Annotated in this window: 19 protein-coding genes; 9 read left to right on the top strand and 10 right to left on the bottom strand. The window is 35.6% G+C overall.

Features of this window, described 5'->3' with window-relative positions:
• The first annotated feature begins 2 nt into the window (after positions 1 to 2).
• The 5 genes from EL165_RS17380 to EL165_RS17400 all read left to right on the top strand — a co-directional run bounded on the left by EL165_RS17380 (position 3) and on the right by EL165_RS17400 (position 5,018).
• Positions 3 to 659: a phosphatidylserine decarboxylase family protein gene (locus EL165_RS17380; RefSeq protein WP_002982711.1), complete on the top strand. Its 657-nt coding sequence runs from the start codon at positions 3 to 5 to the stop codon at positions 657 to 659.
• Between the two features lie 438 nt (positions 660 to 1,097).
• Positions 1,098 to 2,090 carry a helix-turn-helix transcriptional regulator gene (locus EL165_RS17385; protein ID WP_002982713.1) on the top strand — a complete coding sequence of 331 codons (993 nt, stop codon included), beginning with the start codon at positions 1,098 to 1,100 and terminating at the stop codon, positions 2,088 to 2,090.
• A gap of 96 nt (positions 2,091 to 2,186) precedes the next feature.
• Entirely contained in the window at positions 2,187 to 2,600 is a 414-nt protein-coding gene (locus EL165_RS17390; protein ID WP_002982715.1) for a hypothetical protein, read from the top strand.
• Position 2,601: 1 nt separating this feature from the next.
• Positions 2,602 to 2,922 carry a hypothetical protein gene (locus EL165_RS17395; RefSeq protein WP_002982718.1) on the top strand — a complete coding sequence of 107 codons (321 nt, stop codon included), beginning with the start codon at positions 2,602 to 2,604 and terminating at the stop codon, positions 2,920 to 2,922.
• Between the two features lie 293 nt (positions 2,923 to 3,215).
• Positions 3,216 to 5,018 carry a hypothetical protein gene (locus EL165_RS17400; protein ID WP_002982721.1) on the top strand — a complete coding sequence of 601 codons (1,803 nt, stop codon included), beginning with the start codon at positions 3,216 to 3,218 and terminating at the stop codon, positions 5,016 to 5,018.
• 50 nt (positions 5,019 to 5,068) lie between these two features.
• Here EL165_RS17400 and EL165_RS17405 read toward each other — a convergent pair whose 3' ends face one another.
• From EL165_RS17405 to EL165_RS17420, 4 genes are all read right to left on the bottom strand, one after another.
• Positions 5,069 to 5,416 (bottom strand): DUF1801 domain-containing protein, encoded by a 348-nt coding sequence (locus EL165_RS17405; RefSeq protein ID WP_002982724.1) that lies wholly within the window; start codon positions 5,414 to 5,416, stop codon positions 5,069 to 5,071.
• 18 nt (positions 5,417 to 5,434) lie between these two features.
• Complete coding sequence (locus EL165_RS17410; RefSeq protein ID WP_002982726.1) at positions 5,435 to 7,273, bottom strand: ABC transporter ATP-binding protein; 1,839 nt, start codon at positions 7,271 to 7,273, stop codon at positions 5,435 to 5,437.
• Positions 7,274 to 7,507: 234 nt separating this feature from the next.
• A complete protein-coding gene (locus EL165_RS17415) occupies positions 7,508 to 8,428 on the bottom strand; it encodes a M28 family peptidase (RefSeq protein WP_002982728.1) in 921 nt (306 codons plus the stop codon).
• Between the two features lie 142 nt (positions 8,429 to 8,570).
• The gene (locus EL165_RS17420) at positions 8,571 to 8,960 is read right to left on the bottom strand and encodes a DUF4293 family protein (protein WP_002982730.1); all 390 of its coding nucleotides are present in this window, start codon (positions 8,958 to 8,960) and stop codon (positions 8,571 to 8,573) included.
• Between the two features lie 144 nt (positions 8,961 to 9,104).
• Here EL165_RS17420 and rho point away from each other — a divergent pair, with 144 nt between their 5' ends.
• Positions 9,105 to 10,919 (top strand): transcription termination factor Rho, encoded by a 1,815-nt coding sequence (gene rho, locus EL165_RS17425; RefSeq protein WP_002982733.1) that lies wholly within the window; start codon positions 9,105 to 9,107, stop codon positions 10,917 to 10,919.
• 210 nt (positions 10,920 to 11,129) lie between these two features.
• Positions 11,130 to 11,726, top strand: coding sequence for a superoxide dismutase (locus tag EL165_RS17430; protein ID WP_002982736.1), 597 nt, complete (start codon positions 11,130 to 11,132; stop codon positions 11,724 to 11,726).
• Between the two features lie 52 nt (positions 11,727 to 11,778).
• Here the strand turns inward: EL165_RS17430 and EL165_RS17435 are convergent, their stop codons facing one another.
• The 4 genes from EL165_RS17435 to EL165_RS17450 all read right to left on the bottom strand — a co-directional run bounded on the left by EL165_RS17435 (position 11,779) and on the right by EL165_RS17450 (position 16,362).
• The gene (locus tag EL165_RS17435) at positions 11,779 to 13,641 is read right to left on the bottom strand and encodes a T9SS type A sorting domain-containing protein (RefSeq protein WP_002982739.1); all 1,863 of its coding nucleotides are present in this window, start codon (positions 13,639 to 13,641) and stop codon (positions 11,779 to 11,781) included.
• A 12-nt stretch (positions 13,642 to 13,653) separates the two neighbouring features.
• The gene (locus EL165_RS17440; RefSeq protein ID WP_002982741.1) at positions 13,654 to 14,553 is read right to left on the bottom strand and encodes a hypothetical protein; all 900 of its coding nucleotides are present in this window, start codon (positions 14,551 to 14,553) and stop codon (positions 13,654 to 13,656) included.
• Between the two features lie 144 nt (positions 14,554 to 14,697).
• Complete coding sequence (locus EL165_RS17445) at positions 14,698 to 15,120, bottom strand: DUF6146 family protein (protein ID WP_002982744.1); 423 nt, start codon at positions 15,118 to 15,120, stop codon at positions 14,698 to 14,700.
• 51 nt (positions 15,121 to 15,171) lie between these two features.
• On the bottom strand, positions 15,172 to 16,362 hold the full coding sequence (locus tag EL165_RS17450; RefSeq protein WP_002982745.1) for an endonuclease/exonuclease/phosphatase family protein: 1,191 nt from the start codon (positions 16,360 to 16,362) through the stop codon (positions 15,172 to 15,174).
• A 245-nt stretch (positions 16,363 to 16,607) separates the two neighbouring features.
• On the opposite strand from EL165_RS17450, the gene EL165_RS17455 reads away from it, so the two are divergent.
• Complete coding sequence (locus tag EL165_RS17455) at positions 16,608 to 19,484, top strand: carboxypeptidase-like regulatory domain-containing protein (protein WP_002982750.1); 2,877 nt, start codon at positions 16,608 to 16,610, stop codon at positions 19,482 to 19,484.
• 27 nt (positions 19,485 to 19,511) lie between these two features.
• The gene (locus EL165_RS17460) at positions 19,512 to 20,918 is read left to right on the top strand and encodes a DUF5689 domain-containing protein (protein ID WP_002982753.1); all 1,407 of its coding nucleotides are present in this window, start codon (positions 19,512 to 19,514) and stop codon (positions 20,916 to 20,918) included.
• Between the two features lie 111 nt (positions 20,919 to 21,029).
• On the opposite strand, the gene EL165_RS17465 is transcribed toward EL165_RS17460, so the two are convergent.
• Positions 21,030 to 21,488: a hypothetical protein gene (locus EL165_RS17465; RefSeq protein WP_002982757.1), complete on the bottom strand. Its 459-nt coding sequence runs from the start codon at positions 21,486 to 21,488 to the stop codon at positions 21,030 to 21,032.
• A gap of 182 nt (positions 21,489 to 21,670) precedes the next feature.
• Complete coding sequence (locus tag EL165_RS17470; RefSeq protein WP_228370574.1) at positions 21,671 to 22,141, bottom strand: DUF6702 family protein; 471 nt, start codon at positions 22,139 to 22,141, stop codon at positions 21,671 to 21,673.
• Positions 22,142 to 22,197: the final 56 nt, after the last annotated feature.

A 22,197-nucleotide genomic window follows, 5' to 3' on the forward strand; every position in this document is an offset into this window, starting at 1 on the left:
TCATGAAATTACATAGAGAATCAAAAGGAACGATAACCGTTGCTACCATACTTTTTATCATTCTGGGAGCTTTAGCGATTTATTTCCTTAAAATATGGTCCCTGCTGATCATTATGCCTTTGTTGGTTATTTACAGTTTAGTCTTCTGGTTTTTCAGAGTTCCGGACCGTACCATTCTTGACCACAGAGAAAACGTAATTGCTCCGGTGGACGGAAAAGTGGTAATGATCAAAGAAGTGGAAGAAGATGAATTTATAAAAGGAAAAGCAATCCAGGTTTCCATTTTCATGTCTCCATTGAATGTTCATATCTGCAGATATCCGGTTTCGGGAGAAGTGATTTACAAAAAATACCATCCCGGAAAATATCTGGTAGCATGGCATGAAAAGTCTTCTACAGAGAATGAAAGAACTACGGTAGCAATTCAGACTCTGACCAATCATAAAGTGGTTTTCAGACAGATTGCAGGATACGTGGCCAGAAGGATTGTTTTCTATTGTAATGAAGGAGATAAAGCAAAAGCCGGACATGAGTTCGGATTTATCAAATTCGGTTCCAGAATGGATGTATTCCTTCCTTTAGATACTGAAATTATCTGTAAGATCGGAGATATTACAAAAGGAGGTCTGGATGTAATTGCCAAACTGAAAGAAAATTAAAATCCTTATCGTAGATAAAAAACCAAAAGAGAGCTTTTAAAGCTCTCTTTTTTATTTGAGGTATAAAGGTAATATTTTGTTGTTTGAGTTTAATTACGCATGAGTATTATTGCGTACTGGAAGAGTTATACTTTTCCATAAGGAACAATAATTTTGCATGCTTAAAAACACAAGCTCATGCTTTGTAAGTGATTGAAGGTAAATGATTGTTAATTTATTGTCAAAAATGGTATTTCATTTGATAATTTTAACATCGGATTTTAGTAAATTGTAGCTAGAAAAACACCTTACTCATCTTCTTTTTAATGCTGAAAAAGACTGATACATTTCGTTTTGTAGATTTCTATTTTGCATGAAAGGCTGTTAATATTGGAAAATTTATACTTTCAGGAGTACAAATGCCAACTTAAGCTTGTGAGAGCATAAAAAAACAACAAGATGATTTATAAGTTTTTCTTTAAGATGATTAACGACGAAACTGAGAAGATGGATGATGATTTTGAAAGTAGTTATCTTCATCTTATTAACCGGTATTTGCTTTTATTGTTTTTCATATTTCTGTTTTACTCCATTTTTATTATTACTTTTTTTGGGGATATGCTGATCTCCATATTTCTTACCATTATTACCTTCTTCTGGTTACTCCTCATGGCCATCAAAGGAAAAACCAAACGGTTCAGAAAGGTTTTAAAACCTTTCATTATCGGGATATTTGTTTTACTCACATTTATCGTAAGTTTTTTTCATATTTATACTTACAAAAACGCAGGTGTAGAATACTTTTACTTTTGTCTTCTGTTTGCTGTTCCGTTCTTTCTGAAATATAAACAGGACTCTCTTACAATCTTTTTTATTACATTTATCATCAGTATCAATTTTATTGCCTGTCTGTATTTTGATTTTGATTTCCTGCCAAAAAGCAGATTCATAGAAAAAGAGGATTTTAAAACTATAAAGCTGTTAAATATTTTATTTTCCATAGCCTCTTTTCTGATGGATATCGTTTTTATTACCCAGAAGGATGGGCTTATTCATGGCTTGATTACCGACAGGAAAGTGAAGGATTCTACCATCAAGGATCTGGTAAAAACAAATTCGGAACTGATGAAACATCAGATGTTGATTAACCATCTTTCTGAAGAAAATATCCAGGAAATCTTAAGTCTGGCAGAAAATAACTCTCCGGTGTTTTTTGAAAAATTCCAGGTATTTTTTCCTCATTTTATCCCGGATATATTAAAAATAAATCCCAACCTTATTCATTCTGAACTGTATTTCTGTGCTTTGATGAAGCTTGATTTTGATACCAAGAAAATAGCACAGTGTACTAACAATAGTATTCGTGCTGTAGAGAGCAAAAAATACAGGATAAGAAAAAAGCTGAATATCTCTTCTGAGATCAATATCAACAGCTTTCTTATTAAAATTTAAATAAATTCTGATTTTTGTTACTTATACGTAGTGTTGAGTAGTGTCTGATGATATTTTTTGTCATTCTAGTCAATATTTTTAAGTAAAAATATTGTGATGAATATTAAGAACATTCATATTGGAAATATGATCAGATGCAAAGTGGAAGAGCATCAGATTTCAATAGAAAGAATTTCCCGGTTTTTAAACAGGACAGATGATGAAATAGAAATGATGTATCAGGCAAAAAGTATTGATACCGATGTTCTGCTGAAATGGTGTAAGCTTTTAAAATTTGATTTCTTCAGATTTTATACCGGTCATCTGATTTTATACGCCCCACAGGCGAGAATTGATAACACAACCGGCAAAAACGGAAATACAATGGTTTTTCGGAAAAGCATCTACACACAGGAAGTGAAAGATTTCATCCTTGAAAAAATAGAACGTGGAACAATGACAGCCAGCGAAGTGGTGGATAGGTATAAAATTCCGAAGACAACTTTATATAAATGGTTGAAAAAAATATAACATGATACCTGATTACAAACAGATTTACACTGATATTCTCAAAGAAAAGTTTCCAGAAAAATTAATTGATACAGCTATCAGGCTTAAACTGGAATCCTTACATTCTGCTATTGATATTCTGAAATTTAATCAGCTGATTTTTGGTGAACCGGAATTTACAGTCGGGTTCAATAATCAAAGGCTGCGATCTTATGACGAAGAATCTATTTTAAAAATTCTCAGATATCAGAAAAAGAATGAGCTTACCAATCTTCAGCTCAGCCATCATTTTAAGATAAGCCGGAATACAATCACCAAATGGAAAACTATTTTTAAATTATAACCAGAATTACGTTTAGTTAATTCTTCTGTTTTATTGTTTAAAATAAATGGGTAATAATGATTTTTAAATTGTTTTTGTTTGTGTTTTTGAATTTATGGTTAGTGTTTGTTGAATAATTCTGTTTTTTATTAATGCTATTTTGTGATTGTAATTATTAATGTTTTGTGAGTTTTACTACGCGTGAGTAGTATTGCGTAGTGTGAATTGATCTGTAATTGTCTGTGGGTGATAATTTTGTGACGGTTAAATGACTTAGTTGAAAATTTTAATCATTAAACAATTATAAATATACAATGATGGACACAAAATTTACACTGCCCCGGATCAAAGTCTTGCTGATTGCAATGCTCTTTGTTTTTGGAAAATTTTTTTCACAGACTAATAACGGTGCCGTTGGGATCAATACTACCACACCCAATTCAAATTCCGTTTTGGATGTTGTTTCAGGCAATAATAACAAAGGAGTTCTTATTCCAAGGCTTACTGAAACCCAGAGAAATGCTATTGTAATTAATACTGCCAAGGATGATGGTTTGACAATTTATAACATTACTGAGGACTGTATTAATTACTGGAGTCTTGCTGATAACGAATGGAAAAGTGTCTGCGGACAAATAGGCAAAGCTGTTTTTACGGTCGACTGTGCCAGTACAAAAGCAATGGGAACCTATGTTCAGACAAAAGAGCTTACAGCATCCAATTATTTAAGTGTGTCTGTAAACGTAACTAAAGTTGGAAATTATACGATTACAGGTACTACAACAAATGGATATAATTTCTACGGAACAGGTGTTTTTCTTAATACAGGAACGCAAACTATCCAAGTTCCGGGACAGGGAACACCTGCTGCGATACAGGTGGATACCGTAGGACTAAATGCCAACGGGACAGATGTTACATGTACACCTGCTGTTACAGTGAATGTATTAAGTCCTGCAGGAACCTATACCATGAGTTGCGGAAGTGCAACGGTAAACGGAGTATACAAGGTTGGTACAGCTTTAACAGCTTCCAATACAATTACTCTTCCAGTTAATGTAGCAGCACTGGGAAGTTATACTGTTACAACTAATACTGTTGACGGAATTTCTTTCAGTGGGTCAGGAACATTTACTTCCACTGGAAATCAGAATGTTACATTGAGCGGAAAAGGAACTCCAACTTCTACCTCGGTGAAAACAATTACAATTACTTCGGACAGCCAGGGTGGAGTGTCTACAACATGTTCTGTAAATGTAGTAGTTGTTATTCCTAAGAAAACGGTTCTTCATATCGGATTAGAAACAGCTTACGGTTATAGTGCCTATACCGGTCCGTCAAGAAGTCTGATGGATTCTCCGACAAATTTCGGTACTACTGCTTCAAGTATTGTTAAATATGAAGGCTTTACGCATACCTCGTTAGGGAACTCACCTTCTTCAGCTGCTCTTCAGACGGCTCTTAATAATAAACCGGATATTGTTATCATTGGTTACAACTATACACCTAATGCTACAGATGCAGGTTATATTGCTTCCTATCTTAATAAAAAAGGAGTTGTCATTGCGATGACAGATGATACGGGCACTGCACAGAATTTATTCAGAGGAATATTCTCCGATCCTACCATTTCAGCATCATATGGAGGCGGTGCAGGTTCTGTGTATGCTCTTACCAATTCTGATGATCCCATCCTTAACGGGCCTTTTGGAGACGTAAGAGGGAAAAACTGGGGTGAAGATGCTTCTACCACAGTAAATATTTCAGGGTTGACAAGTGGATTTGTTCCTTACAGCTACGCGCAGCCAATCAACAGTACAACTGCCAGAACAGGAATTTCAGGATTAAGAAATACCAGCCTAAACTTTATATGGTTTGGTGACGGTGGATTCTTAAGTAATGAAAATGCCAATGGAAATCAGTACCCAAGTAATACTATCGAGCCTTTTGTAGCGCCAAGTTCAGGAGGGTACTTCCCGGTTCAGAAGTCTTCTTACGGATACGCAGGAAACGGATATACAGCAGGTGGAATGCAGGTTCAGAATTCAATCCTTTTTGCTAATATGATTGCCTGGGCAATTAAGCAGGCGGAATTCAACGGAATAAACACACAATGATAAAAGTTTTTTAAAGATGGCTCCGGCACGATGATTCGTGCCGGAGTTTTTTATTTTATATGCTTTTTAATCTCCTGTATCAGGTTTAATATAAATTCTACAGGAATGTCTTCTGCCGCATCAATGAGAAGGATTTTGAACTTCTTTCTGCCATCCTGGATCAGTTCAGGGTAATCAAGCCTGTCACCATGATAAAAACTCAGATAATGTTTTTGGTATTTTTTGCTGTAGTAGAAATAACACAGCATTTTCTTTTTGTATTTGATAAACGGAAGTCCGAAACTGAAGGTTTCTGTAATGTTTTCCGGATCAGAAGCCAGGATCTTATCGCGCAAAAACAAAAGAGTACTTCTTTCAGGCTCTCCGATTCTGTAGAAATACTCTTGTATAGGGTTCATTTTAATTTGATTAAAAGATTAGTCGAAGTTTTGAAGTTCAACAAGTTTGTGATACATTCCTCTTTTTGCAATCAGGTCGTGGTGGGTTCCCTGTTCCACGATATCACCTTTTTCCATCACCACAATCCAGTCTGCTTTCTGAATGGTCGAAAGACGGTGGGCAATCACTAAAGAAGTCCTGTTTTCCATCATTTTCTCCAGGGCATCCTGTACGAATCTTTCAGATTCCGTATCCAGGGCAGATGTGGCTTCGTCAAGGATCATAATCGGTGGGTTTTTCAATACGGCTCTTGCTATAGAAACCCTCTGTTTCTGGCCTCCGGAAAGCTTGTTTCCATCATCACCGATATTGGTATCGTATCCTTCGGAAAGATTAGAAATAAAAGAATCTGCATTGGCAATTTTAGCAGCGGCAATTACTTCTTCTTTGGTGGCATCAGGTTTACCCATCAGGATATTGTTGTATACAGAATCGTTGAATAATACAGATTCCTGTGTTACCATTCCCAGCAGCTGGCGGTATTCCTGTAATTTTAAATGTTTAATATTTGTCCCATCAATCAGGATTTCACCTTCTGAAACGTCATAGAATCTCGCTAACAGATTGGCGATTGTTGTTTTACCACTTCCGCTTTGCCCTACCAAAGCAACCGTTTTTCCTTTAGGAATGGTTAAGTTAAAATTTTTAAGAATAAGATTTGCTTTGTCATAATAGAACCCAATATCCTTGAATTCAATGTTGTTCTTAAGTGTTGTAATAGAAACAGGCTCTGCAATTTCTTCAATTTTCACATCGGCTTCAAGGATTTCCAATACTCTTTTCAGGGAAGCTTCTCCTTTCTGTACATTGGAAATAGAAGTAGATAAACTTTTTGCAGGAGGAAGGATCTGGAAGAACATTCCTAAAAATACAAGGAAATCTGCCGGAGAAATACTCTGCTCAACAATAATTTGTTTCCCACCGTACCATGCAATAATCAGGAAGGTAATAGAACCTAAGAATTCGCTCATTGGAGATGCCAATTCTTTCTTTTTACCCAAATTGATAGAACTTGAGATCCATTTATTCATAGAATGCATGAATCTGTTATTCATGATTTTCTCCCCATTGAATATTTTAATAACCTTTGAAGATTTCAATGTTTCATCCACAATAGAGAAGATGGTTCCCAGTTCGCTTTGTGCTTCGTGTGAGTCTTTCTTAAGGCTTTTTCCGATCAATGCAATCATTGTTCCCATCACAGGAAGAACCAATAGCGAGAAAAGAGTCATTTCCGGACTCAGGAAAAATAAGGTAACCAATGTACTGATCAGCATAAAAGGTGCATTTATCAGTTCAATCAAGCTTCCTAAAATATTTCCTTCCACTTCTCCTACGTCATTGGACATGCGGGACATCATATCTCCTTTTCTGCTCTCTGTAAAGAATGAAACTGGAAGAGAAAGTATTTTTCTGTACATCGCTCCACGCAGGTCTTTGGTTACTCCTACACGGTAATTGATCAGTAATAAAGAACCGAAATAACGGAATGCATTTCTTAAAAAGAACATGAATGCAGTAATGATACACAGCCAGGCAAGAACAGTAAGTGCTCCGTAATTGCTCACCAGTGTCTGTACATAATAATTGGAATATTCTTTTACATAAGAGAAAAAATCAACAATATCACCGGAATATACTGGTGCTTTCTCATATTTTTCAGGTTTTATAGTGCCAAAAAGCATTCCCAGAACCGGTAGAATAGTCCCCAGGGAAGCAATCTGAAATACAGAATACAGTATATTGAAAAATAAACTTCCGTAGATATATTTTTGATGCGGCCTCGCGAACTTTAAGATTTTTTTATATTCGTTCATTCAATGAAAAAATTGGATAGCAAAATTACGTAAAATTAAAAGATAAGACGTTCTTAATCCTGTTTTACTTTAATGGATATGTTCCAAAAATCGTTTTTTTGTTACAGCTCAGGGCTGTTAAACTTTATTTTTAAAATAAATAAAGGAAAGTTTCGTACCGGAACAAGAGGTAAAACAGCAAAGCAGTCTAATAAAAAAACCGCTTATTCAGCGGTTCCTTTTATAGTGGTTTCCTTAAAATTTCACCTGGTCATTATATTTTGGAGCAAAATTTTTAGGACTCAGTTTATCCAATGTCTTTCCAAAATTATTGATGATCTGTGTCATATTATCAAAATCAACAATATTGATGTCGTCATTTTCGTGGTGATAATGAGAAGCTTTCGTCATATCAACCGTAGAGAATGAATGGGCAATAATTTTCTTTTTTACAAAACTTACATTGTCCGAACGGTAAAACAGCTGCTGTTTTGCATAAGGATCAGCATTAATTTTTAATCCGTTTACTGCATTTTTATTGAAAAGCTCATCAAGATCTGAGAATCCGTCTCCTGTCATATATAATGTATTTTTACCCCATTGGGATTCTGTAGCTACCATTTCAAAATTGAAAAGAGCAGTCATTTTATTATAAATATGATCCAGATTAGAATCTGTTGAAATAGCTCTTGAACCCAGCATCCCTTTTTCCTCTCCATTGAATGCCATAAAAACCATAGAAAAATCAGACTTTTTATTTTTAAAATAATCGGCAATACCTACGAGTGTGGTGATTCCGCTGGCATCATCGTCTGCTCCGTTGTAAATATTATCACCACTTTTATTACTGGTTCCGATATGGTCGAAATGCCCTGAAAACCCAAGATACTGATCAGATTTTCCTTTTTTAATTCCACAAACGTTGTATACTGTTTTTCCATTGTAGTCAAATGGCACCAGGTAAGAATTTCCTGTACAATATTCCAGATTATTTTCTTTAAAAAGTTTAGCGATATAATGAGCTGCATTTTCATTTTCCTGGGTTCCTATTTCACGGCCTTTCATTTCATCTGAGGCAAGAGTGGAGAGAACTGTTTTTACTCTTTCCCTGGAAACTTCCTGTGCAAAAGTAAATATGGAGAATAATGATAAGGTAAGATACGTTAGCTTTTTCATTGTCTTTTATTAAAAGTTATATGATCTGTCGTATTTCTGACTAAAAAGTTGCAATGAATTTACATAAATTAATAAGAAAGTATGAAAAATAAAAAACAGCTCCTGAAAAGAAGCTGTTCTCACTCAAAAAATCGTTGTAAGGCTATCGAAGTCTGTCTACAGATTTTACGAGCCTCTCATCTTTGCGGATGTAAACGTTTGCAATAAGCAGACAGATCACCGCCATCAATGGGAAAATCGGCTCAATACCCTTCTCAGGAAACTGAATTCCTCCGGATAAGTTTAGTAACCAGTACGCCAATACACCAATCAACAAAGCGTTTATAATGATGCTGATGATATTCAGCAAAATTTGTCTTTTTCTGTTTTTGAAACTGAAAATACTTAATGCTCCAATAATAACAAGGACTATACAGCCGATATTAAGCAAAGGAATACTGTCTGAAATGACAACATCCTGACCTGTTATGAAAAGGAAAACAGCAGCCAAAACTGCTAATAAAGTCCATATAGTTTGTATTCTCTGTAGCATTGAATATTAAATTCTTGGCAAAAATAATATAAATTTTGCACAATTCAAAAATAAGTGTAGATTTGCATTATACAATGTACTTGAAAACAAAAGTCACCGGACTTACTTTTCTTACTCACAATTAATTACATTTTTACATTAAATATGTTTAACATAGAAACGTTAAGGTCAAAATCCGTAACGGAACTGACTAAAATCTTAAAAGATTTAGGCGTTAAAGTTGCAAGAAACAGCAATGAAAATGACAAGATCTTTGCTATTCTTGACTTTCAGGCTTCTAACCCTAAAGTTGCAAAAGATTATTTCAACGCCACTGAAACCGCCAGTATAACTACTGAAGAGGCTCCGGCAGAAAAACCTGCCAAAGCCCCGGCAAAAAAAGCTGCCCCGAAAAAAACGGCAGCCAAGCCAAAAGCAAATGCAAAAGCTCCGGTAGAACCTGATGCAGAGGAAAAAACAGAAGAAAAGGTGCCGGCTTCCGAAGAAGTAAAACAGGAAGAACCAAAAGCTGAAGCTGCTGCAGTAACAGAAGAACCCACAGCAACAGCCCAGGCAAAAAAGAAAAGAAAAAGAGTTTCTGCCAATACAGCTAGTTCAGAAACAGCCCAGGAAAGAACAGAAGTTCCCAAAAACACAGAATCCCCAGAGCCTGCCCAGGCTGAAGAAAAGCCTAACAATTCTCAACAACCACAGGCTAACAGACCTCAAAAAGGACAAAACCACCCACAGAACAGTGGAAACCAGCATAAAAACCAAAACCAGCACCAACAGCACCAAAACCAGAATCAGAACAGACATTCTGAAAAGGCAGAGGAGCAGAACGATCCTAAAAAAGAATTTAATTTCGATGGATTGGTAAGTATTGAAGGGGTTTTGGAAATCCTACCGGATAACTACGGATTTTTACGTTCCTCAGATTTCAGTTATATCTCTTCTCCTGATGATGTGTATGTTTCTACAGCACAGATCAGAAATTTCGGTTTGAAAACCGGAGATACAGTGAAAGGAATTGTAAGACTTCCTAAAGAAGGGGAGAAATACTTCTCATTATTAAGACCTACAGAAGTTAACGGACGTGATCTTGCATTTATCAAAGACCGTGTAGCTTTTGAATATCTGACACCACTTTTCCCTGAAGAAAAATTTAACCTTGCGGGAAGCGGTTCTACAGTGTCCACAAGAATTGTAGATTTATTTGCACCTATCGGAAAAGGTCAGAGAGCAATGATTGTTGCACAGCCTAAGACAGGTAAGACAATGTTGCTTAAAGACATTGCCAATTCTATTGCAGCGAATCACCCGGAAGTATATATGATGGTTCTTCTGATCGATGAACGTCCGGAAGAGGTTACTGACATGGAAAGAAGTGTGAATGCAGAAGTAATTGCTTCTACATTTGACGAAGCCGCTGAAAAACATGTAAAAGTAGCTAACCTTGTTCTTGCAAAAGCACAAAGAATGGTTGAGTGCGGACATGATGTAGTCATCTTACTGGACTCTATTACAAGACTGGCAAGAGCATACAACACCGTAACACCTGCATCAGGTAAAGTTCTTTCCGGTGGGGTAGATGCGAATGCTCTTCATAAACCGAAAAGATTCTTCGGAGCAGCAAGAAAAATCGAAGGCGGAGGGTCTCTTACAATTATTGCTACTGCATTGATTGATACAGGATCCAAAATGGATGAAGTAATCTTTGAAGAATTTAAAGGTACAGGTAACATGGAACTTCAGCTGGACAGAAAAATTGCTAACAGAAGAATTTATCCTGCTATTGACCTTGTAGCATCAAGCACCCGTAGAGATGATCTTCTTCTGGATGAAGTAACTTCACAGAGAATGTGGATTCTTAGAAAATATCTTTCTGAGATGAATCCTGTAGAAGCAATGGAATTTGTAGATAAAAACATTAAAGGAACCCTTAATAATGAGGAATTCCTGATGTCTATGAATAAATAAATTAATTTAATTATTGTTAAATGGAAAGCACGGACTGATTTCGGTTCGTGCTTTTTTTAACTTCTTCTTTTATCTTCAAACTTATTGATCCAAAAATTAATTCATTCTAAATCAATGTATCAATGTTAAAGATTTATTAAAGTAATCCCCAATCTTTGATAATACCTTAAATATTGGCTATTTTTGGGTATAACATTAAAAATAAAAATTATGTCATTTGAATTACCAAAATTAGGATATGCATATGATGCATTAGAGCCAACTATTGATGCAAGAACTATGGAAATCCACCATACAAAACACCACCAGGCATACATTGACAATTTAAATAAAGCAATTGAAGGTACTGAACTAGCAGGAAAAACAATTGAAGAAATCTGCCAGACAGGAACTGATAAGCCAGCAGTAAGAAATAACGGAGGAGGCCACTTCAACCACTCTTTATTCTGGGAAATTTTAATACCTGGAGGAAGCAAAGAACCTGTAGGAAATGTAAAAGCTGCCATCGAAAACTATGGAGGTTTTGATAAATTCAAAACTGATTTTTCTGAAGCTGCTAAAACAAGATTCGGTTCAGGATGGGCTTGGTTGGTAAAAAATGCTGATGGTTCTGTATCTGTTTCTTCTACACCCAACCAGGATAACCCATTAATGCCTGTAGCAGACGTTAAAGGAACTCCGGTTTTAGGATTAGACGTTTGGGAGCATGCTTATTATTTAAACTACCAGAACAGAAGACCTGACTATGTTTCTGCTTTCTTCGATGTAGTAAACTGGGATAAAGTAGAAGAATTATTCAATAAATAATTTTCAGCTATTATAAAATAAAAGGTTCAGAATTATTCTGAACCTTTTTGTTTTATCTAACAATTATAATTTTTGAGGCTTGCGTTTTCTCTAAATTAATTTTTAATAGATAGCTACCTCTTAAGATAGACCGAACATCTATTGGTGAAGTGCTACCTTTTAAAACGGATTTTCCTGACATATCATATAGCTCCCATGAAACCAGTTTTTGATTACCTGGATTAATATTAATATTATTAGTAGCAGGGTTAGGATATATCTTTATTTCCGGTTCTAAAAGTATTGCTGACTCAGAACTCTTTTCTGTCATTTTTGCAATATTTCCTTTAGGAATTTGAGTTTGTTCACATGGTGCAATATAAGCATGAAAAATCCCCACATCCGTTCCTGATGCATAAAAGCCCTCTTTAAGTTGTATTTCAAGAACAGCTCTATAGTTCACCAAGAGATTGGGATGAATTGCAGAGCTGGCATTAATTGTATAAGCTTGAAAATTTTGTGATGATGTTACCGGTTGATTTTGATTAATTTCAATAAATTCAAAGCATGGTGTTGTACAGCCTTCAAAAGAAATATCCGGTCCAGAAGGGTTATTAGTGGTGGCTTGCATCACATATTGGGTACTACCGATTGAATAAAGAAGACGAACCTTGAAGTTAAATTTTGTGATGGAGTTTATAAATCCATTGTAAAAGTAATAATCGGATAGGTTGAATACAAAGTTTGTTCCTGACGTAGTAGGGTATAATACCGTTGTAACAAGATTTCCAGTTACAGCATCTAATATGTCAAGCTCCAAACTGTTGTAGGTCGCTCCAGCAGGAAGAATATAATTTCCGGAAACCGGGATTGGAGTAGTAGGACATTTTTCAGTCTTTATGGGATTCAGACTTAAATTCCCATCTAGAGAAGATTTGTCACATTCAAATCCGCAGAAATCGTCAAAGTAGCCGTATCCAAAATGGCCTCCTTCTCCACAATCTGCAAGAATAATTTCAAGGGTCACTGTTTGGCCCATAAATCTTGCGGTAGGAATTTTTTCACAGAGCCAGTTAGTATATAAAATACTGTTTCCATTAGCCCCATTGAAAAGTGTTGTATTGGCAGGATCAGCAATTATATTTCTCTGGAAAAGAATATTGTTTGACAAGTCCCGCAAAATCACCTGGTAGTATGGATTTTTATTTTTTCCAGAAATTCCAGGGCTGTTTATATGTCCGGCATTTTCCATTACCAAAGCAAATGCAAAGCTGATGGAGTTCTGATTGACTACAAATTGTCTTGTCATTTTAGTTACGTCAAAATCCCCATCGTCTTTATTAAGCCTAATGGCATATTTCCCACTATGCGTACGGGGAATACCTACTATAGGATCTACAACAGAATTATTGACTACCGTGGCAAAGCCATTTGCGGAAGGTGTTATAGTTGTCAAAGGATTATTATTAAATTCAAACCAAAGTGGATTTGATGTATAGTTGAATGGAGCATTATAATTTTGTCCGTTAAACTTTTTAGTCATAAAGCTATAGCCTCCACTGGCTGTTCCATCTTCAAAACCTCCGTTCACACATTGTTGCATAATTTTTGCAAAATAATATGAAATTTTCTCGGGGTTCTTTTGAAAGTAATAATCCCTTAATTGTTCTTTTTTAGCATATAACAAAGCTTTTTGGTAATCATTTTCTGTAAGAGGATTCCCATTCTCTGCCTTAATCTTATCTATTTTATTGATAATATTTGTAAAATCAAACGTATTTATGTTGAGGTTTATAAAATTATCAATATCAATTTCTGTTGTTTTTACTTTTTCTAGACGCTCCTTCTCACTCTGAAGATAGGTTTCTTCATAGCTTTGTGCAGCAATCTTTATAAAAGTAAAAAAGAAAGCTGCTATTATTAAAAAAAATTTCACGGAAGTAGCGATTTAGTTTTTATTCTCCAAAGCTTCAATTCTCTTTTGCTGCTCCTTAATAAGCTTATTTTGCTCGATTGTATAAAGAGTAAGCTCTTCTATTTTTTGAAGTAGTAAATTGGAAATTTCTCCAATATTTAATCCTTTTTCTTGTATTTCCTTTGCTGAAGGAATACCGGGAAGATGATTGTTTTCTTTGGTAAATTTTTCTACCTCATCAAGTGTCGGCATTATATATTCAGGCTTTAAATGTGAAACTCCAGTGTAGTGCTTCTGAAATACATAATCGGCAGGTACATTAAGATCTATTTTTACTTCTGTAGCATGAATGAGTCCTTTTACTGTTAACGGAGCGTCCGGATTTTTGGAACCTATACCTACGTTACCATTTGCTGCTATTCTCATTCTCTCAATATTATCAGTTCCAATAACGATAGGACGGTCTAAAAATGTTTTCATATTTAACGTTCCCAGATTATCTCTTGCAAATGAAAGCTCAAAGACATCTGCTCCTAGCTCATTAATTAAATAGCCTACTTTATTGGTGGGAGTGACATTTGTATCTGCAATTTTTGCAGTAATCATCCCATCATTTACCTGAAGTCTGTATTGGGGATAATCGCTGGTTCCTATTGCAACATTTCCTGTGGAAGTTACAGTAAATTGCCGGTTTTGATAATCTCCTTTTCCTATCGTCCAAAGATCTGTTCCAATATTTCCAGAGAACCAGTTATTTGTTCCATCCAATAATTGAGATTGAACTCCCTGAATATAGCCCCCGGTACTTTGATTTCTTTGTAAGTAGAGAAGGGGTGAGTAGGCTTGAATTGTTACTGATGATGTAGTTATAGGAGTTTGTGCAGATAGAGCAGTTGCAGCAAAAAGACTTACCGCAAGAAAAGTTTTTCTCATGAGTTTAATTTTGAACTATTAGTTTATTGGTCACGGTTTATTAACCTGTGATTTTACAAATATAATTAAAACTTTAAGCAGATGTTAAAATTATCTATGAATTTTGATTAACATCTTGTAATAGAAAATGGTTTTAAAATATTTTTATTGTCTCGCAGTATCAGTCATGGATAGCCCATTCATTTTAATTCCATACTTCCAGTTGACATATACAAAAACCTGGTATAATTTATATTCAAACTTGATCCCGTAATTCTCTTTTGGATCATAATCTATTCCTGATTCAATAATATTTCTATATCTGCCGGAATAGTAATAACTGTTCCATTCGTTGACCAGAAATGTGTTTTTTGTCTTCAGATAAGATTCTGAGTATTGGCTGATAGGTTTAGCCACAGCACTCAGAAAATAATCAAACTGCGTATCAATGACTGTAAGATCCCATTCTCCGTCTTCATTTTTGGAAGGCTTCATCTCATGCTGCTCTTTGTCTTTCTTTGGTGTTTCCTGAGAAAAACAGCTAAAAGGAATCAATGCAATCATTACTAATAAAATAATATTTTTCATGATTGAGATATTTGTATAAAAAAAGCACTCCAATAAGAGTGCCTAACTTTTTTATGGTTCTTTCTGGAGAACTACAAACGCCGGAAAGTGGTCACTGTAGCCTCCTGTAAACTGGTCTCCGTTCCAGGATCTGAAAGGATAGCCTTTATAATTACCTTCTTTATTCACCAGATACGCCGGTGCAAAGATTTCTGTCTTATATACGGAATATTCTTTTGTTACCTGATCTGAAATTAGGTTTTTAGAAACAATAATCTGGTCAAACAGATTGGGAGCATCCTGATAAGCCAGAGAAGCAACTCCTTTTTTATATAAAGGATACATCAGATTAAGGTATGGTGTTTCTTCACTTAAATCTTTTGGATTAGCCTGTGCCTTCAGATGGTTTTTTAAACTGGGACTTACAGGATCATCATTAAAGTCACCCATCGCAAAAAGCTTTGTTGTTGGGTCGGCTGCTCTTACGCTGTCCATTTGTTGTTTTAATAATGCAGCGGCTGCATTTCTTTTGGGTAAGGAAATTGCTTCACCGCCTCTTCTTGATGGCCAGTGATTCATGAAGAAAGCTACTTTTTCATTGTCTAAAAATCCTGTTACCACAAGGATATCTCTCGTATATTCTCTTTTCCCGTTGTCACCGTAAATGACCAGCTCCTTTTTTAATGAATTGGTGGGAGTGAATCTTCGTTTCTGATAGATCAGTGCAACGTCAATTCCTCTGTAATCATAAGAATTGTAGTGAATAATTCCATAATCATATTTTTTTAAAGCAGGTTCATTGACAAGATCCTGGATTACCTGTCTGTTTTCAACCTCAATAAGGCCAACTACTGCAGGAGCTGTTTTGGTATACTGTGCTCCCATTTCAGAAATTACTTTAGCTTCATTGGCCAGCTTTGCTTTATAAATTTTAGTTCCGTAGTTTTTTGCACTTTTTGGGGTGAATTCTTCAGAACCACTTTGTAGTCTTACTGCTTTTTTCCCTTTTAAAGCTCCATCACTCCATGGGCCGTCATATTTTTCTGCTTCCAGAAATTGGATAGAATCCATAGGGATACTTCTGTGAAAAGCAGGATTTTTAATGTCTTTGGTTCCGTCAATATAATCTGCTGAGCGGATAGTGTCCCAAAGGTTTTCTACATTTAAAAAACCAACGGTAGCTACTTTTCTCAGTTTTCCCTGTTGTTGTGAGAATGCCACAATTGAAAGAAATAGGGCAAACAGACTCGAAAATCTCTTCATCTCTTAGAGTTTTATTATACTATTAATTGCAAATTTACCTTTTTTTAATTCACTGCGTTTTAAATATTTGTAAATTTAAAAGCAGTAATCCGAATCACTCTTTTATAATGATTCTTAAAAGATTGCAATGTTAAGAAAAAATAATGTTAAAAAAGTTCTGAATTACAAAATTTGATTAAATTTGTGCCCCCAACTTTTAAACTGTTGAAAATTAACAAGAAAAGTATTAAAAAATAAATATACTCATGATTAAAAAACTATCATTGATCTCTTTATTTACTTTGCTGCCTGCTTCATATTATTATGCGCAGACAACAGTGTTTGCGTATCTTAAGGATGCAGACGGTAAGCCTGTTGAGCAAGCAAATGTAGATTTAAAAGGAGCAGGAAATGATGCAAAGGCAGACAAAATCGGATATTTCCAATTTACGGATTTGATGCCCGGACATTATCAGATTATGGTTACAAAACCCAATTTTGAAACTAAAATGTTTGAATTTGATGTAACCAGTGATGAGAAAAGAAAAGATCTTGGAGTAATTACTCTTTATTCTGCATTGAATGGTGCAGACCAGGGATTAGCTATTGTAGAAGATTCCGGAGAGAGTGACAGCGGTGGTGCACAGCAAACGGCGACTGTAGGATTATTACAGTCTTCACAAGATGTTTTCAACAGAATTGCAAGTTTCGATTTAGGACCATACTGGTTCCGTCCGAGAGGAATTGATAGCAGAACAGGTGAGAATATGATCAATGGGGTTTCTATGGCCGCTGCAGATAATGGGGACGTAGACTTCAGTACGTGGGGAGGATTGAACGAAATTACCCGTTACCCGGAAATTTCAGCTAACCATGCTCCTTCAGAATATGCTTTCGGAGGAACTACCGGAGTATTTTATAAGAATACAAAAGCCAGCGAGTACAGAAAAGGAAGCCAGCTGACATACTCTCTTACCAACAGAAATTATAGAAACAGATTATCCTACAGATTCTCTTCCGGGATGAATAAGAACGGATGGGCATTTACAGGAATGATCGCCAGAAGATGGGCACAGGAAGGGATCCAGGATGGTACTGCTTATGATGCATACAGTGGGTATATTGGTATTGAGAAGAAATTCAGCGATAGCCATACGATGACTTTAAATGCTATTGGATCTAAATACGCAAGAAGCTCTTCAAGTCCTAGTACACAGGAAGTATACGACTTCAGAGGAGTTCATTATAACTCTTACTGGGGATGGCAGAATGGAGATAAAAGAAATGAAAGGGTAAAAAGAGGATTCCAGCCGATGATCCAATTACAGGATTTCTGGAAAATTAATAAAAACTCTCAATTATGGACCTCTGTTTCTTATCAGTTTGGAAAAGAATACAGTTCCCGATTAGACTGGTACAGAGCGAATAACCCATCACCAACTTATTACCGTAATTTGCCGAGTTACTGGTTAAATTATAAAGATCCTTCTCCGGAACAGGCTGCTAACATCGGAATTACGAGAGACTGGTGGACGAATGATGATCAGTCACACACACAGATCAACTGGGATAATCTTTATAATGCCAACCGAAACGTAGAATACAATGCGTTATTAGGGGGAAGAAGAGCAGCTTATTATCTTGTTGATGATGTAAAAGATGATAAAGTATGGAATGTATCTACGCACTATACTTATAACTTCACCGATACTTCCCGATTTATCTTAAACTTATCTTACCAGAACTACAGATCTGAACAGTACAGAGAAGTAAATGATCTTTTGGGTGCTGATTTTGCTCTTAATATGGACCCGTTTGCATCCAATACGAATGCTGGAAGTGTTTGGGGAAAATTCAATACAAGAGAAAGCGATACTGATGTTGCCAAAAGAGAAGGTGATAAAATCGGATACAGCTATATTTTCAGAAGACAGGAATTCAAAATAAATCCTGCTTTTAAATTCTCAACAGGAAAGTTTGATGTGTTTGTTTCCGGATTATTCGGGTATACGACAAACAGCAGAGAAGGATTGTTCCAGCACTATCTGTATGAATCTTCTTATGGAAAAGGTGCAGATCAAAACTTCTGGAATGCAGGTATCAAAGGACAGGTTACCTATAAAATCAATGGTAGAAACTTCCTTGTTTATAACGGAGCTTACTTTTCACAGTCTCCTTTCCTGAATGATATTTATTTTAATACAAGAGTAAGTGGCGTTACAACGCCGGGAATCAAAAATGTTGTTGTTGATGCCAATGATCTGAGTTATGTAATTTCTACTCCGATTATTAAACTTAGACTGACAGGTTATCTTGTTAATACACAAAACGAAACAAGTGTACAGAGATACTTCGCACAGGGAGTTAAACTGACCAATCTTACTGAAAGCGGAGATCAGGCTCCTATTCAGGATGGTGCTTTCATTACTCAGGTTCTGGCAGGTGCCAACAAAAGAAATATGGGTGTTGAGCTTGGTGCACAGGTGAAACTTACTCCTACTTTAGCAGCCAGTGGATTATTAAGCTTAGGACAGTATACTTATACTAATAATCCTACCGTTTATTTTGCATCTGATGCTGTTGGAACTTTCAGAGAGCTTGACGGGAACGGAAATATCGTTTCAAGATCTTATACCAATATGGGGGAAGCAACGCTTAAAAACTACAGACAGGGCGGAACTCCTCAGGAGGCATATACGCTAGGTCTTCGTTACAGCAGCCCTAAATACTGGTGGTTAGGAGCAACATGGAACTATTTCGGACATTCATTCCTGGATCCTTCTCCTGTAACCAGAACAGAAAGATTCTACACAAATCCTAATACGCCGGGAGTACCTTATGATCAGGTAAATGATGAAGAACTAGCAAGAGTTCTTACACCTACAAAACTGCCTTCAGCATTCTTCTTCAATGTGAATGCAGGGAAATCGTGGATGATCGGTAAGTATTATGTGCTGGTGTCTGCATCTGTCAATAATATCCTTAATAACAGAAATTATATTACAGGAGGATTTGAACAGACCAGAAACGTTAACTATATTGATTATGCTAATGATTATGACAGCGGAAATATGGTATTCGCTCCTAAATATTGGTATAATCAGGGGAGATCTTATTTTGTTAACCTTCAATTCAGATTCTAAAAAAAATTAAATTAAAAATCGAAAACAATGAAAAATATATATTTTAAAGCGGCGATTTTCAGTGCTATTTCAATGCTGACCTTCTCATCTTGTGTAAAAACTGATGATTATGAGGTGCCGGAAATCAAGTGTACCAATAAATTTGCAGCGGCAAATCACCCTCTGACTGACCTTGCTGCGATTGCAAAAGCAAAACCAACTGAAGCTGATATCATTAAAGAAGATTACATTGTTGAAGCATATGTTTCCTCAAGCGATGAATCAGGAAATATCTATAAAATGATGTTCCTTCAGGATAAACCTGAAAACCCGACACAAGGGATTGAAATTGACATCGATGGTGGAAATCAGTATCTTGATTATCCTATCGGATCTTTAGTAAGAATCAACCTGAAAGGATTGATCGTTCAGGGAGTTAATGGAAACATTAAAGTAGGTTCTTTTGATCCTAATTATCCTATCGGTAGAATCAACCCTAATAAACTATCCAATTACATGGCAAGGGTTTGTGACGGACAAAAGGCTGTAGTAACTGCAATAAAGCCATTAGAGTTTAATTCTATTGCTGATGCCCTTAAAAATGGAGCTCACATCAATCAGCTTGTAAAAATTAAAAACGTTCAGTTTGAAGAACCGGAACTGACAAAAACTTTTGCTGATGAATCAGCTACAGGTGACCGTTATATTACGGATAAAAAAGCAGGAAGATTGGATCTTCGTTTCAGTAACTATGCAACTTTTGCAAAATCTCCGATCTCTCCTAAATATGAAAAAAGTGGTGATATCGTTCTTCTTTTGAGCCGTTTTACAAGTTCAAGTAACGCAACTATTTTCACAGATCAGGCTTATATCAGAACTCTTGATGATATTAACTTCCCGAACCCAAGATTCAATCCGGGTGAACCAGATGCTCCTTCAGCTTCTGCTGTAAACCTTTTTGCTGGTTCAGATTTTGAAAACTGGGCAACTTTCTTATCAAGTGTAAACGGTTTCGGACTTAAGCCTTACGCTACACAAGGTCTTGGTTTAGGATATAACGGTACAAATTCACTTCAGATCAAAGGTACTCCTACAGCTAATGATTATGTATTTACATCTGTTGCTGCTACAGGAATACCAGCTGTACCAAAAAGAATTACAATGTATATCAAAGGTAATGCAACAGGAAAATCACTGTCTTTCAACGTATATAAAGCAGGTGGAGGTTTCTACGTATTTAACTTAGGGACATTCTCTACTGGTGCTACTTTAGGAGTAGAAAGTGCTAACTCTTACAACGGTTCTATCAATACAAACGGACAATGGAGACTAGTTGAGCTTACCCTTACAGGTATTGCAGACGTTAACACTACAGCCGGAAAAGATATGTTTGCCATCAAAACCGGAAATGGTGGAGTATATGATGTTCAGATTGACAATATCACAATTGAGTAATAAATTTTTTTATTAAAAACAACTGATTAGTCCAAATAAAAAGGCTGTCTTCACAATTGAAGATAGCCTTTTTTATCATTTTGAGGTTTTTTGGTTTATCAAACTATAAACTTATTCACTTCTCAGATGCATCTTTACTTCTTGCTCAATATCACTTTTATCACATTTAAATGGTATTCCAGATAATGACCATCCTACATCATAATGATCATAATTTTTATAAATGTGGTATTTATTTAAAGAATCAGTAATATCAAATTTGTCTAATATCAAATATCCATTTCTAATATTCACAGAATCGTAAACAACGAGATATTTTCGCCCATAAATAAATTCTCCGTCTTGATGTGCTTTTCTAATAACGCCTTCCTTATAACTAAATGTAAAATCATTTCCCTTTCCATGTGCTCTGTCACCATAATAAGCAGAAGTAACTTCTCCCACAGTATATTTGGCATTTTTAATTATTAATGCCGTTGGTGGGCTTATAGCCTTATACTTTAAAAAATAGATGATCCAGCCTATACCACATATTATGATTATTAATAAAATCTTATTCTCTCTCTTCATTGAATAAAAATTATTTTACTTGCTGATGTAAGAATTTTGTTTGCAACATCCTGTGAAGGTAATCATTTTAGGAGTTCCATTAAGAAGTATATTAAAATTATTGTTCACCTATTTAAAAAAATACCCTGAAAAATTTAACTTTCCAGGGTACCCATTTATAATGGTTAAATCTAATTTACATTTTAAAAAGAAACCTCATTCACTTCTTTTCCTCTTTGGAAGTTCATCGTTTTCTGGCTGCCTTTATAGGCAATGTTAACAATGTTGATCTGCTTAGGAAAAGCGCTTAAAAGGATCGTATTTTTAATTTTTAAGGTGTTGATATCTGAAACGCCTCCGGTTTCAAAATACACCCATACAGTTTCTCCGCTGACCTGACTTCCTGTGAAGGTTATCGTTTTAGGAGCCCCATTGACAAATACATCAAAATTATTGTTCACATATTTTTTTACCTCCGCTTCAAATCCAGCCGTGTTAGGGTTTATTTTAATAGCATCAGAGATATGGCTTGTATTCATTTTTGTGGTAAACTTCAATGTCTTGCTTCCATCAATATAATCCACTTTGGTCATTGAAGAGAAAAAGTCTACATACATAAAACTCATTAACACAAAAAATGTTAAAATTCCTGATATATATAAAAGTTTTTTCATCTTAATTAATAGATTTACAATCATACTTGTTCGTTATAAGTCACAAATAATATGCC

It is taken from the genome of Chryseobacterium gleum, from assembly GCF_900636535.1.
GTDB classification, from domain to species: Bacteria; Bacteroidota; Bacteroidia; order Flavobacteriales; family Weeksellaceae; genus Chryseobacterium; species Chryseobacterium gleum.